Annotated in this window: 14 protein-coding genes; 10 read left to right on the forward strand and 4 right to left on the reverse strand. The window is 59.9% G+C overall.

What is annotated here, in order from left to right:
• Positions 1-56 precede the first annotated feature (56 nt).
• On the forward strand, positions 57-1,208 hold the full coding sequence (locus tag JMJ95_RS11460) for a glycosyltransferase (RefSeq protein ID WP_290685427.1): 1,152 nt from the start codon (positions 57-59) through the stop codon (positions 1,206-1,208).
• A 5-nt stretch (positions 1,209-1,213) separates the two neighbouring features.
• Positions 1,214-2,047 (forward strand): UDP-2,3-diacylglucosamine diphosphatase, encoded by an 834-nt coding sequence (locus tag JMJ95_RS11465; protein ID WP_290685428.1) that lies wholly within the window; start codon positions 1,214-1,216, stop codon positions 2,045-2,047.
• Between the two features lie 253 nt (positions 2,048-2,300).
• Here JMJ95_RS11465 and JMJ95_RS11470 read toward each other — a convergent pair whose 3' ends face one another.
• On the reverse strand, positions 2,301-2,993 hold the full coding sequence (locus tag JMJ95_RS11470; RefSeq protein WP_290685430.1) for a zinc ribbon domain-containing protein: 693 nt from the start codon (positions 2,991-2,993) through the stop codon (positions 2,301-2,303).
• A gap of 196 nt (positions 2,994-3,189) precedes the next feature.
• Positions 3,190-3,381, reverse strand: coding sequence for a hypothetical protein (locus JMJ95_RS11475; RefSeq protein ID WP_290685431.1), 192 nt, complete (start codon positions 3,379-3,381; stop codon positions 3,190-3,192).
• A gap of 219 nt (positions 3,382-3,600) precedes the next feature.
• Here JMJ95_RS11475 and JMJ95_RS11480 point away from each other — a divergent pair, with 219 nt between their 5' ends.
• Positions 3,601-4,782: a metallophosphoesterase gene (locus JMJ95_RS11480; protein ID WP_290685432.1), complete on the forward strand. Its 1,182-nt coding sequence runs from the start codon at positions 3,601-3,603 to the stop codon at positions 4,780-4,782.
• 53 nt (positions 4,783-4,835) lie between these two features.
• Here the strand turns inward: JMJ95_RS11480 and JMJ95_RS11485 are convergent, their stop codons facing one another.
• On the reverse strand, positions 4,836-5,150 hold the full coding sequence (locus JMJ95_RS11485; RefSeq protein WP_290685433.1) for a hypothetical protein: 315 nt from the start codon (positions 5,148-5,150) through the stop codon (positions 4,836-4,838).
• A 196-nt stretch (positions 5,151-5,346) separates the two neighbouring features.
• Here JMJ95_RS11485 and JMJ95_RS11490 point away from each other — a divergent pair, with 196 nt between their 5' ends.
• From JMJ95_RS11490 to tpx, 7 genes are all read left to right on the forward strand, one after another.
• On the forward strand, positions 5,347-5,988 hold the full coding sequence (locus JMJ95_RS11490) for a VOC family protein (protein WP_290685435.1): 642 nt from the start codon (positions 5,347-5,349) through the stop codon (positions 5,986-5,988).
• Between the two features lie 15 nt (positions 5,989-6,003).
• A complete protein-coding gene (locus JMJ95_RS11495) occupies positions 6,004-7,509 on the forward strand; it encodes a carboxypeptidase M32 (protein ID WP_290685436.1) in 1,506 nt (501 codons plus the stop codon).
• 242 nt (positions 7,510-7,751) lie between these two features.
• Positions 7,752-8,549, forward strand: coding sequence for an electron transfer flavoprotein subunit beta/FixA family protein (locus JMJ95_RS11500; protein ID WP_290685437.1), 798 nt, complete (start codon positions 7,752-7,754; stop codon positions 8,547-8,549).
• 12 nt (positions 8,550-8,561) lie between these two features.
• Positions 8,562-9,554 (forward strand): electron transfer flavoprotein subunit alpha/FixB family protein, encoded by a 993-nt coding sequence (locus JMJ95_RS11505; RefSeq protein WP_290685439.1) that lies wholly within the window; start codon positions 8,562-8,564, stop codon positions 9,552-9,554.
• Complete coding sequence (locus tag JMJ95_RS11510) at positions 9,551-11,008, forward strand: FAD-binding oxidoreductase (protein ID WP_290685441.1); 1,458 nt, start codon at positions 9,551-9,553, stop codon at positions 11,006-11,008. Before JMJ95_RS11505 ends, JMJ95_RS11510 begins: the two co-directional genes overlap by 4 nt.
• Positions 11,009-11,089: 81 nt before the next feature.
• Positions 11,090-12,211, forward strand: coding sequence for a hypothetical protein (locus JMJ95_RS11515; protein WP_290685443.1), 1,122 nt, complete (start codon positions 11,090-11,092; stop codon positions 12,209-12,211).
• A 374-nt stretch (positions 12,212-12,585) separates the two neighbouring features.
• A complete protein-coding gene (tpx, locus tag JMJ95_RS11520; RefSeq protein ID WP_290685445.1) occupies positions 12,586-13,098 on the forward strand; it encodes a thiol peroxidase in 513 nt (170 codons plus the stop codon).
• 73 nt (positions 13,099-13,171) lie between these two features.
• On the opposite strand, the gene JMJ95_RS11525 is transcribed toward tpx, so the two are convergent.
• Positions 13,172-14,044, reverse strand: a complete 873-nt coding sequence (locus JMJ95_RS11525; protein ID WP_290685446.1) for a methyl-accepting chemotaxis protein — start codon at positions 14,042-14,044, stop codon at positions 13,172-13,174.
• Positions 14,045-14,142 lie beyond the last annotated feature (98 nt).

Below are 14,142 nucleotides of genomic sequence, written 5' to 3' on the forward strand. Positions count from 1 at the left end.
CGTTACGAATTTCCTCTACACTTGGTTCAAAAAGACAGCATTTTAGGAGGAAGCCGATGCTGATAGCGTATGCCACAGCCGGAAACGGGCACAGGTCGGCCGCAGCGGCCATAGCCGAGAGTGTCCATGCTGCAGGAAGAATTGGAGTTTTGGTCGATGTTCTCGATTTTTGCGACCCTGTGTTTCGTTTATGTTATTCCGACGTGTACCAGATGGCCGGCAAACACTCCCACGGAATTTGCGGAGCGATGTACAGGCTCACCGATATTCACCCCGACAAGAGTCCCATCGTCAGGATGATCGACAGGATCAGCCTGAACAGAACACGACCTTTCGCCGATTTCATAAAAAAGACCACTCCCGAAGCCTTTGTAGCCACTCACTTTCTGCCGATGTCCATTGCCGCCCGGATGAAAAAACACGGCCTGTACAGCGGCCCGTTGTTCGCCGTCATCACGGACTATGATCTTCATCACTTGTGGTTTTCCGAAGAGGTCGATTGTTACTTCGCCGGAAGCGGGGAAATCGTGAACAGGCTTACCGGTATGGGTGTTCCTCCCGAAAGGATTGTGCTCTCGGGGATACCCGTCAGGAGAAAGATTGCCGAAGCGGCTCACGGCATGGCCAGGCCGGCAGGCTCCTCTCTTTCCGTTCTCTTTCTGGCGAGCTCCATAGCGGACGACAAGGCAGTTCAGATCGTGGACCTTCTTCTTTCTCTTCCCGGGGAATTGAACCTTAAAGTCATCTGCGGAAGGAACAGAAGCCTCCTGAAAACGCTTGAAAAGCACCCGCTCCTGGGGAAAGCAGGCTTTGAAGCGCTCGGTTTCACTGAAGACATCCATCGTCATTACGCTGAAGCCGATCTGCTTGTTACCAAGCCTGGAGGTTTGACGGTCGCCGAAGCCCTCTGCTTCGGCCTGCCCATGATTTTCGTTTATCCCATACCGTTTCAGGAGACCAGAAATGCGGAGTTCATCCAGAAGCAGGGAGGTGGCTGGGCCGTTTCGGACCTGGTTTCCCTCGGCCGAATGGTGCGCCTCCTGTCGTGCGAAAGGGGCCTCCTGGCGAAGGCCGGAACGGCCTGTTCAAGGATTGCGCGTCCAGGAGCGGCAAAGATCATCGCCGATGAGGTGGCAAGAAGATCGTTCCACTCCGCCGGCTGCGGATGTGATGCCGATTCCGTCCTTCAGGCGACGGGGACACGGTGACGGCGATGGACTATAGAAGCGTGTTCGTATCCGATGTTCACCTGGGGACGCGATGGAGCAAGGCCGAGGAGCTTGCATGCTTTCTTTCCTCGATCAGGTGCGAAAAACTCTTCCTGGTGGGGGACATCATCGATGGCTGGAAGCTCAGGAACAATCCCCGCTGGCCCCGGTCCCACAATCTTGTGATCCGGAAAATACTCAAGATGGCGAAGAAAACGGAAATTTTTTATATCACGGGCAATCATGACGAATTCGTGGACGAGTTCGAAGGCTACGATTTCGGCGGCATCAGGATCTGCAAAAGAGCTGTGCACATCACTGCGGACCAAAGGCGGTTCATGGTCATTCACGGTGACGAATTCGACGTGGTCGTCAAATACAGGAAATGGCTCGCCCTCCTCGGAGACACGGCCTATACATTTTCACTGTACCTCAACAATATCCTCACCATGGTGCGCTCCCGGTTGGGACTTCCCTACTGGTCCCTTTCACAGTACCTGAAACACAGGGTGAAGGACGCTGTGGCCTTCGTGGGGGACTTCGAGGATACATTGCTCGCAGAAACAAGAAGAGAACATCTTCATGGGGTCATCTGCGGGCACATACACCACCCGGCGATCCGGAACCTGAAAGATGCGGTCTACTGCAACACGGGAGACTGGGTTGAAAGCTGCTCCGCTCTTGTCGAACACCAGGACGGGGCTTTCGGGATCGTGAGGTGGAACGGGGAGAAAATAATCGAAGATGTGTCCGAAAGGCCAAGACTTCTTCCGGGTGATCCCCCTTCCTCCACTGAGGCGGCACAAGAGAAAAAGAAAAGCGTTCCTGTGGCTGTATAGCGGCCTATATCATCGGCTGGTCCGTGACCCGGGACGATCTTGCCCGGTATCCTCACCTGAACATGGCGGAGACCCCGGAGGCAGATGGCCCCGAAAGCTATCTCCTTGTTCGAAAGAGGATCAGGGGCACGGAAGAAAATATACCGGCGGCCCAAGCGTTCCCCGGTGACACTCCCCGCTGAGGTGCGGATTTAGGCTTCCGAAGAACCAGACGCAGGTGTGGCGGAAAAGTCCGCACAGCGGCGGCATTTTTCTATTTCAGCAGAGGGCAGCCGCAGCGGAAGCAGACGTCGTCTCCGATGTCACATTTCGTGGCACAGGCATTGCAAAAGATGATGCTGTCCCGGGACTTGTCGTATTTCTCGTAAGATTTCAGCCCGCCGTGGTGCCGTACCCTGTCCCCCACCTGGTAATAGTTGTAGAGGGTGTCGTCGTCGTCCACGACAATGTAGTGCTTCTTTCCGCCGTCGGAGCGAATCTCCACCGTGTATTCCGTGTAGTTCACCCAGTAGTAGTCGTTCTTGTTGTTGCCCGCGCTCTGTTTGCGCCGCTTCTGCTTCACTTTCTTGTCAGTGACCACGCCGTCCCAGGTGGTGCTTCTCTTTCTGCCCACAATCTGGAAAAAAGCGATAGCGAGAAACATGCCCCCGATTCCAAGGCCGATGTAGAGGGACTCGGGGTTTTCCATGCCCCCCGCTCCGGTCTCTCCGGCGATGTAAAAGCCGGCGACGGCAATGACGGCCAGCCCGCCTGCAAAGATGGAGGACCACCGGTTGGTGTTCTTCAGGTATTTCTGAAATGCAGGGTCGTAGATCTTTTCCGAGTACCCCACCCGACCGCCTCTTTTTCCATTCCCGAAGACGGCCGGGGCCTCCTGCTCCTCCCCGCAGGCAGGGCAGAATTTCGCCCCATCCGCCGGATCCGCTCCGCACTTGGAACACTGCATGAATGCCACCCCTTTCGGTAATGAACTTCTCAGCTACTGAAAAAACAGGCTTGAAACGTGTCCTCGGATTCCGCCATCCCGAGGAGCGCTTTTGCGGCACTATTTCCGCCATCCCGAGGAGCGCTTTTGCGGCACTATTCCTGTCATCCTGAGGGCGCTTCTTGCCCGAAGGATCTCGGGGTTGATTTGAAGGTCGTTAAAACCGCGATCCTTCCCTCACCCCGCTCATGATACTTCCGATTGTATCATCAATCCTACGCGAAACATTCGTTTTTGTCATGAATCCGCCGGACAGTCTCCACAAGTTTTCCCTCTGCTTCTTTCGTTCTCTCCTGGCGGATGAGTCCTTCAGCCGGCCGTAGTAGCCGCTCATGTGTGTTTCGAGCACCCGGCACATCTCCTCAACAGGGTATTTCTCGTCAGGACGACAGAAAGAATGACGCTCAAACTGCTGCCCGGGATGATATAATACAAATGTTCGATAATGGTAACTTTAGCGAATTGAGAATTTCCTCTTTCCGGAGGGGCGTCTTCGTGCCCCGGAAAGAGGAACGGAAAAAACAACAGGCAGGCCCCCGGGCTCTGTGCTTCGCAGGAGGGTTATAAATTGAGACTCATAGGAATACTGATCACCGTCACGCTGGCAGCGCACTACTCCTATATCTATGTCAGGCTGCGCAACGCCGTCGGACCGGGATGGAAATGGACGGTCCTGTACGCGGCCTTCGCGCTCTTCCTTGTTTTCGGGTCACGAGCGCTCTGGCAGGTGGACCTGGGGGATTATCCCGAATTTCGGAAGGTGCTGTCCTATTCCGTCTATATGGGACTGGCCTTCTTCTTCATCCTTTTCACGGCCTTCGTCGCTATCGACATGGTACGGTTTCTGGCGTGGCTGGCCGACACCCTGTTCTCCACGGACCTGAGAGGGCTGCTTCCCTCACCGAGGGGCCGGGCATGGGCGGCGGTGGGGTTCGCTCTTCTGGTTTGCGCCTACGGATGGTTTGAAGCCCTCAACGTGCAGCCGAGACACGTCACCATCGAAACGAAAAGGCTTCCGGCAGGAACGGACCGGATCCGCATCGCCCAGATAACCGATGTTCACCTGGGATGGATCATCCAGGAGAAACGGCTCGACCGCATCCTCTCCGTGGTCCGGGCGGCGGAACCGGACCTGGTGGTCAGCACCGGGGATCTCGTGGACGACAATATGGAGTTTCGCGACGAGGAGATCGCGCTCTTCAGGGGGTTGATCCCGCCCCTCGGCATCTATGCCGTCACCGGCAACCATGAGTACCACGCGGGCGTCAGGCAGGCCGTGGAATTCAACGAGCGGGCCGGGATGAAAGTGCTGCGGAACAAATACCATTCCGTCGGCGGACTGGTCCTCGTCGGCATGGATGATCCTTCGGCCCGGCATTACGGCGAGGCCGCCCCGCCGGAACAGGCCATTCTGGCCTCCCTGCCCGGCGACCGCTTCGTGGTGCTGCTGAAACACCAGCCGAAGGTGGAGCCGGAATCGGTGGGGCTCTTTGACCTCCAGCTCTCGGGACACACCCACGGAGGGCAGATCTGGCCCTTCTACTGGCTCACCCGCATGGTGTACGAATACCGTCCCGGACTGCGGACCCTGACCCCCTCTTCCAGGGGTGGAGAGGCCTATGCCGCTGAAAATTCCAGGGAGAGTTCCATCTACGTCAGCAATGGAGCGGGAACCTGGGGACCGCCGCTTCGGTTCTTCGCTCCGCCCGAAGTGACGATTTTCGACATCGTCAGAAAAAACGGGAGCTGACGGGGAAAAATCCCTTTCAGCCCCGTTTGCGCTGCAGATGATGAGGCGGTTTTCTACTTCTCCTCCATGAGCTCGATGATGGCGCCATCCTTCCGGACGAAGCAGAGCCGGCAGGCGCCTCCATCCATCTTCGGGACGATGATCTCGTCGGCCGGGGCTGCGCACTTCTCGATGGAATCGATCTTCGCAGCCACGGGAACGTCGTGGCGCATAGTCTCGGGGAAGACCGTCCCGGGAAGGAAACGGGCGTATTCCATGGCGAAGGGTGACTTTTCCGGCGGGGTGACATAGACCTCCCCTCCGGGGACGTACGTCTCACCCTCTTTGCTCTGGGTGGTGGGGATGCCGATATGGACGATCTCGAACATGGTATCTCTCCCCTAAATCCGCACCCTAAAAAATAAAAAACCTCTCTGGACTGTTCGTAGAACAAGGGAACGAACCTGCGGATTTAGACTGCCCTTCCCGGCCATTGAAGAAAATCTGTTTACAGGAGAAAATAGCGGAGGGACAGGGCCGGATTTCGGCTGCCTGTCCCTCTATTTCAACCAGGAGGTATTCGTCATGGGCTGCATTCTGGATCATATCGCCGTTGCGGCGCCCACTCTCGAAGCGGGAGCCGCCTTTGTCACGAAAACTTTGGGTGTCTCACCCCAGGCAGGGGGCGAGCATCCCCGCATGGGAACCCACAATCTGCTTCTGCGTCTGGGCGACCTGGTGTACCTCGAGGTCATAGCGGCAAACCCGGCGGCCCCGGCCCCGGGTCGCCCCCGATGGTTCGCCCTGGATTCCCTTCCCGGGAACGCCGTCCCCTTCCTCGCCGCGTGGGTGGCCCGGACCGAAGACATCCGGACCTGGGCGGAAAAGTCACCGGAGCCCCTGGGGCCGGTGGAATCCATGTCCCGGGGGACGCTGCAATGGCTCATCACCATCCCCGAAGACGGTTCTCTCCCGCTTGGAACGGGCCCCGCCCTCATCCAGTGGCAGCCCGGAGTTCATCCAGCGTCGAAGCTCCAGGACCATGGACTTCACCTCGTCGGACTGGACATCCATCACCCCGATCCGAAGCGGGTTTCCCGGCTGCTGGAATCCCTGGCCATGGAAGGCCCCTTGTCGGTGAAGTCCCTTCCCGGAGGAGCGGCCCCATACCTGGAGGCCCGCATCGAGACCCCCCGGGGCGTCCGGGTTCTCCGGTCGGCCGAGTAGGGAGGGAAGCCCTTCATGGCCGGCATGGAAAAAAAGCTGGAGGAGCTGAAAGCACGGCTCCGTGAAGTGAACGACCTGAACAACGCCGGGGCGGTGCTTTACTGGGACCAGGCCACGTACATGCCTCCCGGCGGGGCGGAGGCCCGGGGGCGCCAGATGGCCACGCTGGCCAGGATCGCCCAGGAGAGGTTCACCGCCCCTGAAGTGGGCAGGCTGATCGACGATCTGCTCCCCTACGCAGGAAGCCTTCCCCCCGATTCGGATGACGGCTGCCTGGTCCGGGCGGCGGACCGGGAATACCGAAAGGCCGTCCGGGTGCCTGCGGATTTCCTGGCGGCTTTCTCGGAGCATTCCGCCCTTTCCTACCAAGTGTGGACCGAAGCCCGTTCCGCCGACGATTTCAAAAGAATTCTTCCCCTGCTGGAGAAGACCCTGGACCTGAGCCGCCGCCTGGCGGACTTTTTCCCGGGATATGACCACATCGCAGACCCGCTCATCGACTTTTCCGACTACGGCATGAAGGCGGGAAGCGTCAGGAAGGTCTTCGGGGAGCTCAGGGAACAGCTCGTGCCGCTGGTGCGGGCAGCCGCGTCCCGTCAAGCGGCCGATGATTCGTGCCTGAAGGGACATTTCCCCAAAGACCGGCAGCTCGACTTCGGGAAGATGGTCATCGGGATGTTCGGCTACGATTTCGCCCGGGGTCGGCAGGATTTGACCCACCATCCCTTTGAGACGCGGTTTTCCGTGGGGGACGTGCGCATCACCACCCGGATCGACGAAGGGGACTTCGCCTGCGGTTTCTTCTCCACCACCCACGAGTCGGGGCACGCCCTGTACGAGCAGGGGGTGGACCCCGCCCTGGAGGGAACCCTCCTGGCGGAGGGGACCAGCTCCGGGGTGCACGAGTCCCAGTCCCGCACGTGGGAAAACCTGGTTTCCCGGAGCATGCCCTTCTGGGAGCACTTCTACCCGGAACTGCAGAAAGTCTTTCCGGACCGCCTGGGGACCGTTCCCCTGGAGACCTTCTACCGGGCGGTGAACAGGGTGGAACCATCCCTCATCCGCACCGAGGCCGACGAGCTGACCTACAACCTCCACGTCATGATCCGCTTCGAGCTGGAGCTGAAGATGCTGGAGGGAAGACTCGAAGTGAAGGACCTTCCGGAGGCGTGGAACGCCGCCTACCAGGAGAATCTCGGGATCGCCCCGGAGAACGATGCCGACGGCTGCCTGCAGGACGTCCACTGGTTCGGCGGACATATCGGCGGGGCCTTCCAGGGGTACACCCTGGGAAACATCCTCTCCGCCCAGTTTTTCGCGGAGGCCCTGAAGGCCCTCCCCGGGATTCATGACGACATGCGCCGGGGCAGCTTTTCAGCCCTTCACGGATGGCTGCGGGAGAATATCTACCGCCACGGCAGCAAGTACACCGCCCCCGAGCTGATCGAACGGGTCACGGGCAGGGGACTGGACATCGGGCCGTACATCCGGTACCTGCGGGAAAAGTACGGAGAACTCTAAGGCCCCGGGAACCGACACACCCCCGGTATTTTATTCCCCCCTCGGCGGAGAAGCATCCCGCCGGGGGTTTTCTTTTCCGGGAGCAGTGCCTAAAATGTCAGAAAGACCTAAAAATCCATTCTCATGGGAGGTGAATTCCACGTAATTCTATAATAATACAACTTTTAATTGGTCTTGTCATATTGACATTTCGTAGTATTATGCTTTTTTATTCGCTTTTTATTTTGACAGGAGGTGCGGCCGTGCGGATCGGTGTGCTGGTGAAGCAGGTTCCCGCGACGGAAAACGTCAGGATCGACGAAGAGACGGGAACCATGGTGCGGGAAGGCGTAGAGGCGGAGCTGAACCCTCTCGACCTTCACGCCGTGGAGGAGGCGGTCAGGCTGAAGGACCGCCTCGGAGAAGGGACGGAGATCACGGTGATCTCCATGGGTCCCCCCCAGGCCCAAAAAGCGGTGCGGGCCGCCATCGCCATGGGGTGCGACAGGGGGCTGCTGCTCTCCGACAGGCGGTTCGCCGGGTCCGATACCCTGGCCACCGCCAGGACCCTCGCTGCGGGAGTGAAAAAGGCAGGGGGCTTCGACCTCCTGCTCTCGGGCGAACGGGCCACCGACGGCGAGACGGGGCAGGTCGGCCCCGCCGTCGGGCAGATCCTCGGGCTGTCGGTGCTCACCTTCGTGAGCGCCGTAGAATCGGCCGGAAAGGGCTCCCTTGTGGTCCGCCGGGCAGTGGAGGGAGGGCACGAGCGGGTCGAGGCTCCTCTTCCCGCCATGCTCTCGGTGGTGAAGGAGATCAACACTCCCCGGCTGTGCACCCTGGGAGGAAAGATCCGGGCGAAGAAGACGGAGATCCCCGTTCTCGGGGCGGACGATCTTCCCCTTCCCGCGGAGCATCTCGGCCTTTTGGGCTCGCCGACAAAAGTGGTGAAGGTCTCCTATCCCCAGATCACCCGGTCGGGAAAAAAAGTATCCGCAGCAGACAGCGTGGACGGCGCCGTAGAGGAGATCCTCAGCGTGCTCCGGGGCTGCGGGATCGTGTAGGAGGAAACCGCCATGAACGAAGAATACCGCGGAGTCTGGACCCTCAGCGAAGTGAGGGATGGCCGGATTCATCCCGTTTCATACGAGCTTCTCGCCTGGGGCAGGGACCTTGCCGACACCCTGGGCGTGCCCCTTTCGGCGGTGCTTCTCGGCTCCGGCGTTACGGAACAGGCCCCTGAGCTGGTGGCCCACGGAGCGGACCAGGTGTACGTGGTGGATGACCCCAGGCTGGCTCATTTCAAGGCGGACAGCTTTTCCAAGACCCTGGCCGAGCTGGTGAACCGCCACAGGCCCGAAATTTTCATCGCCTCGGCCACATCAGCCGGCAGGACCGTAATGCCAGTGCTCTACGCAGACCTCGAGACGGGACTGACGGCGGACTGTACCGAACTGGGCATCGACACGGAGGAACGCCTGCTGATCCAGACCAGGCCCGCCATCGGGGGAAACGTTATGGCGGACATCAAGACGCCCCTCAGAAGGCCCCAGATGTGCACCGTGAGGCCCCGGTCGAAGAAACCCCTTCCTCCGGACCAGTCGCGGACCGGAAAGATCATCGCCGAAAAGGTCGCTCCCGGCTCCCTCTCGTCGGTGATGAAGCTTCTGGAGTTCCTGCCGGAGAAGAACGTGGGCGTACCCCTGCAGGACGCCGAGGTTATCGTGGCGGGAGGAAAAGGGATGAAGAAAGGGACGAATTTCGCCCTGCTCGAGGAACTGGCAGGCCTTCTCGGAGGCTCCGTGGGCGCGTCGAGGACGGCCGTTGACCTTAACTGGGCGCCCTATTCCTCCCAGGTGGGGCTGTCGGGCAAATCGGTGACACCGAAACTCTACATCGCCTGCGGCATCTCCGGGGCGGTGCAACACCTCGCCGGGATGTCCGCATCCGATACGGTCATCGCCGTCAATACCGACCCGGAGGCCCCCATCTTCCGGGTGGCGGACCTGGCCATCGTGGGCGACGCTCTGGAAGTGATCCCCGCGCTCATAGGGAGGCTGAAATCATGACGGGAACCTTTTTCGGAAACACCGACGCCCTTCGGGAGCGATACGGAAAAATCACCCCGGAGATTCTCCGGGAGATACAGGAGGCTGCCGGAGCGAAGAACGTGGTGGCCGGAGACCCGGATGCCCTGGAGAGCTACGCCTCCGACGAGGCGGGCATCATGTTCACCTCCATGCCGGACGCCGTGGTGAAGGCGGAAGGCGCCGAACAGGTGGCGGCGGTCATGAAGGTGGCGTCGAAGCACAGAATCCCGGTCACCCCCAGGGGCGCGGGAAGCGGCCTCGCCGGGGCGGCAGTGCCCCTGTGCGGCGGCATCGTCCTCTCCCTCGAGAAAATGAACCGCATCCTCGAAATAGACCCGGTGAACCGGGTGGCCGTGGTGGAGCCCGGCGTGGTGACCAACGAACTGTGCAAGGCGGTGGCCGAGGAAGGGTTTCTCTACGCGGGATACCCCATGAGTACCGAGACGAGCTTCATCGGCGGCAACGTGGCCACCAACGCCGGGGGAGGCAAGGTCATCCGCTACGGCAACACCCGGCGGCACGTTCTCGGCCTGGAAGTTGTCCTCCCCACGGGTACGGTGCTGAACCTCGGCGGCAGGATCCGGAAGGACACATGGGGGTACAGCCTCATGCAGCTCATGGTCGGTTCCGAGGGTACCCTGGGGATCATCACCAAGGTCATCGTAAACCTCGAGCCGAAGCCCGGGAAGACGGTGAACCTCCTGGTGGCCTTCCCGGACCTGGATACGGCGGTGGACAGCGTGGCGAAGGTGGTCCGCACGGGGATCAGCGTCATATCCTGCGAGCTGATGGACAAGCTTTCGGTGAACATCGCCGCCTCCCACGTGAACACGGTGCTCCCCTACCAGGACAGGGCCGATGCCTTCCTCCTCATCCAGATCGAGGGCGACACGGACGAACGGCTCGAGGAAGGGTACGAGAAGGTGGGAACCCTCTGCCTCGAGAACGGGGCCCTGGAGGTCTTCGTGGCGGAGAGCCGGACCGAGTCGGGCATGGTCTGGAACATCCGGCAGAACCTCGCCGAGGCCATGAGGGCCCATGATCCCTACTGCTCCCTGAGCGGCGACATGGTGGTTCCCCTGTCCGCCGTCCCTGAGATGGTGGAGGAGATCCGGAGGGCGGGAAAGGAACGGGGTATCACCGTGGGCATCCTTGGCCACATCGCCGACGGGAATCTGCATCCCATCATCTTCAAGCCCGCCGATATGGAGCCCATGGAATGGGCGGAGTACGCCGAGGCCTTTTACGACGATCTCACCTCCGTGGCAGTGCGCCTCGGCGGCGTGGGCAGCGGAGAGCACGGCATCGGCTACGTGAAGATGCCCATCTTCCTCCACTCCAAGCCCGCAGAGGAAATCGAGATCATGAGAGGAATCAAGCGATCCTTCGACCCCGACGGAATCCTGAACCCCGGAAAACTGCTCGGCAGCTGACAGGTTTGTCCGGGGCCCCGATCCGGGGGCCCCGGACAAAGAAAGTTCTGAACGGGAGACACGAGAGGAGCAGGGAACGAGATGAAATCGAAGAGTGATATTGGAATCCTGGCAGTGGCTTTTGTCTGGTTCACAACCCACTTCGGCGGCGGTTTCGCCAGCGGAAGACAGATCGTTGACTTTTTTGTATCCTACGGATGGTACGCCCTGATCACCCCCGTCCTGTCCGTCGCCATCGTCACGGTGGTGCTCTATTATGTGTGGAGCTTTGCCGTAACCTACAAAACGTTTGACTACAGGGCATGGGGCAATCTGTATTTCAAACCCTTCGAAGCCATCTTCTCCAACGCCTACGAAGTCATGTACATTCTCATTCTTCTCATCGCGTCGGCGGTGGCCTTCGCCACCGGGGGCACGGTGATGAAGCAGATCCTCGGGACGCCCTACGTTATGAACACGGTGATCGTGGCGGTCTTCATCTTCTTTCTGACTATCTTCGGCGCGGAGATGGTGCGCAGGGCCGCCTCCACGATGGCGGTGATCATCATTGCGGGCATGACTTTCATTTACGTGGCGAACCTCGTGACGAACTTCCCCAAGCTGCTTGAGATCATCCGCACCGCCCCATCCCCGAAGGGCTTTTTAGAGGCTTTCTGGGCGTCCATGAAGTATGCCGGTTTCCAGGCATGCGCCATGGGAGCCTACATCGCCGTGGCCGACGCGCTGAAAACCAGGGAGGACGCCATGAAAACGTCGGTCTGGGGATTCATCATCAACGCCGGGGTGCTCTGGCTTGCCACGGCGGGAGTCCTTCTCCACTACCCGGACATCCTCCAGGAGAGCGTTCCCGTGCTGTACGTGGCGGCCCACGGGGGCGGCGGCGCTTTTGGCACGGCCATCGTCTCCCTGCTCATCTTCCTTGCGGTCATCTCCACCGGCGTGAGTCTCATCTTCGGCGGCGCCAGGCGCATCGTGGCCTTCTGGGGAAGAACCCGCGGGGCATCCGCCGCGGGGGACAGGAAGGTGAACATCATCGCATCCCTGGTCTACGTCCTCCTCACCTGGGGCATCGCCCTGTTCGGCCTGATCCAGCTGGTCGCACGAGGATACGGCTACCTGGGAACCCTTTCCTTCCCATTGCTCATTCTCCCGGTCATCGCCATCGGCCTGCTCCGGTCAAAGAGCTGGGGCAAGGAGGCCTGAAGAACCTTCCGGAGGAAGGGAGCGGAATGGCCGGTGGAAAAAACTATTCCCCGCATGGAAGACTCAGGGGTTTCGCCGGTCTGCGGGTCTTTTTCCGCATTTCACGCACCGCGGACGAAACCCAGGAAACCTAAATCCGCAGGCAGCGGGAGTGTCACCAGTGCTCGCTTGGGCCGCCGGTGCAGATTGTCGTCCTTGACAACTGCACCTGAAACCGACATCCGTGTCGGTTTCTCGGCCCGGGCGCTGTGCCCGGCGACACTCCCTCTGCCTGAAAAACCTGCGGATTTAGGGGAAATCTGACGGCTTGACCTTTTCTGACCGGTCATGATAGACTCATCTAACAAAGATTCTATTTCGGAGGTGAATACATCATGGAAAGAAAAGGAATAATCACAATGAGTGGAAACCCCATTACCCTGGTGGGGCCCGAATTGAAGGTCGGAGACAAGGCCCCCGACTTTACAGTGCTTGACCAGAACATGACCCCGAAGTCCCTGAAAGACTTCGACGGCAAATTCAAGGTCATCTCGGTCACCCCGTCCCTGGACACTCCCGTGTGCGACCTGCAGATTCATTGGTTCAACGAGGATGCGGCCAACCAGCCTGCCGACGTGGCGGTGCTGAACATTTCCATGGACCTGCCCTTCGCCATAAAGCGGTTCTGCGCCACCGGAGGCATCGACAAGGCCGTGGCCCTTTCCGACCACAGGGACGCTTCCTTCGGGACCAACTGGGGCGTGCTCATGAAAGAGCTCCGTCTTCTGGCCCGGTCCGTCTTCGTGGTGGACAGGGAGAACGTGATCCGGTACGTGCAGATCGTCCCTGAACAGACCACCGAGCCTGACTACGAGGCCGCCCTCAACGCCCTGAAGGCGCTGATGTAGCCCTCTTTCCGGCACTGCGCGGCGGGGCCCGGTTTTCTTCGGGCCCCGCTTTTTTCTTCGTTCCGGAAGCCTGTCATTCTTCCGTGCTGAGAAGTTTTCTTGCCACATCCTCCAGGACCGCCGAGACGGAGGCCACTTCCTCGCCCGAGGCTGCGATCCCCTCGATGAGACGGGCCTGCTCCTTGATGATTTTCAGCAGGACCTCCGTGTTTTCGTTGATTTCGTAGGTTGACGTGCGGAAGTAGTCGAGGATCTCCCTGATGCGCTTCGCCGATTCCGTGGACCGGACGGCGAGTTTTCTCACCTCGTCGGCCACCACACCGAAGCCCTTTCCCAGTTCCCCTATCCTGGAAGCCTCTATGGAGGCGTTGAGCCCGAGAAGGTTGGTCTGCTTGGCCACTCCTTCGATGATTCCCACCACCTGCTCAGTGCCGGCAACCCGCTCCACCGCCGTACCGGTGATGGAAATGAGGGTTTCCCCGGCGGCGCGCATCTCCTCCATCCGGCCGTTCATGGACTGGAGGGCGTCGGCGATCTGGCTTGTGGAGGCCCGAAGGGTTTCGGACGTCTCCCTGAGTGTGTTCTGCCGTTCCACGTTTTCCGCCAGGATGACGCAGCCCACCGCTTCGCCACCAGCGTCGAACACAGGCATGGAGTGGGCGATGTAGGGGATGCCGAAAGGGGACTCTTCCTTCCCGAACTCCTTGACTATGGGCCGTTTCTCCTTCATGCACCGGTTCCCGGCCGATCCCTCGGCGAGCCTGTCTCCCGGTTTCCTGTTGAAGTTAATCGTTCTGCCCGGCACGTAGGTGATGTAGGCGTCGCCCTCGATGACGGCAAAACTCATGTCGCCGGGGATGAACCTGTGGATGATACGGGCCGCTCCCGCAAGGGCCCTCAGGGCCTCCCGGCCCTCCAGCGTGCGAATTTCCCCGATTTCGTTCATGGTGACCACCTTCCCCGGTTGCCCGTTCGATTTTATTTTCCGCCCCATATTTTATATTACAGTAACGTTTCTTCCGATAAAAGAGGATACAATAAACC

It is taken from the genome of Aminivibrio sp., assembly GCF_016756745.1.
In the GTDB taxonomy this organism is placed as follows: Bacteria; Synergistota; Synergistia; order Synergistales; family Aminobacteriaceae; genus Aminivibrio.

Excerpts from the sequence above, each read along its gene's own strand:
- JMJ95_RS11460 (WP_290685427.1), top strand. The coding sequence starts at position 57 with ATGCTGATAGCGTATGCCACAGCCGGAAACGGGCACAGGTCGGCCGCA.
- JMJ95_RS11465 (WP_290685428.1), top strand. The coding sequence starts at position 1,214 with ATGGACTATAGAAGCGTGTTCGTATCCGATGTTCACCTGGGGACGCGA.
- JMJ95_RS11470 (WP_290685430.1), bottom strand. The coding sequence starts at position 2,993 with ATGCAGTGTTCCAAGTGCGGAGCGGATCCGGCGGATGGGGCGAAATTC.
- JMJ95_RS11485 (WP_290685433.1), bottom strand. The coding sequence starts at position 5,150 with ATGTTCGAGATCGTCCATATCGGCATCCCCACCACCCAGAGCAAAGAG.
- JMJ95_RS11490 (WP_290685435.1), top strand. The coding sequence starts at position 5,347 with ATGGGCTGCATTCTGGATCATATCGCCGTTGCGGCGCCCACTCTCGAA.
- JMJ95_RS11495 (WP_290685436.1), top strand. The coding sequence starts at position 6,004 with ATGGCCGGCATGGAAAAAAAGCTGGAGGAGCTGAAAGCACGGCTCCGT.
- JMJ95_RS11505 (WP_290685439.1), top strand. The coding sequence starts at position 8,562 with ATGAACGAAGAATACCGCGGAGTCTGGACCCTCAGCGAAGTGAGGGAT.
- JMJ95_RS11510 (WP_290685441.1), top strand. The coding sequence starts at position 9,551 with ATGACGGGAACCTTTTTCGGAAACACCGACGCCCTTCGGGAGCGATAC.
- JMJ95_RS11515 (WP_290685443.1), top strand. The coding sequence starts at position 11,090 with ATGAAATCGAAGAGTGATATTGGAATCCTGGCAGTGGCTTTTGTCTGG.
- tpx (WP_290685445.1), top strand. The coding sequence starts at position 12,586 with ATGGAAAGAAAAGGAATAATCACAATGAGTGGAAACCCCATTACCCTG.
- JMJ95_RS11525 (WP_290685446.1), bottom strand. The coding sequence starts at position 14,044 with ATGAACGAAATCGGGGAAATTCGCACGCTGGAGGGCCGGGAGGCCCTG.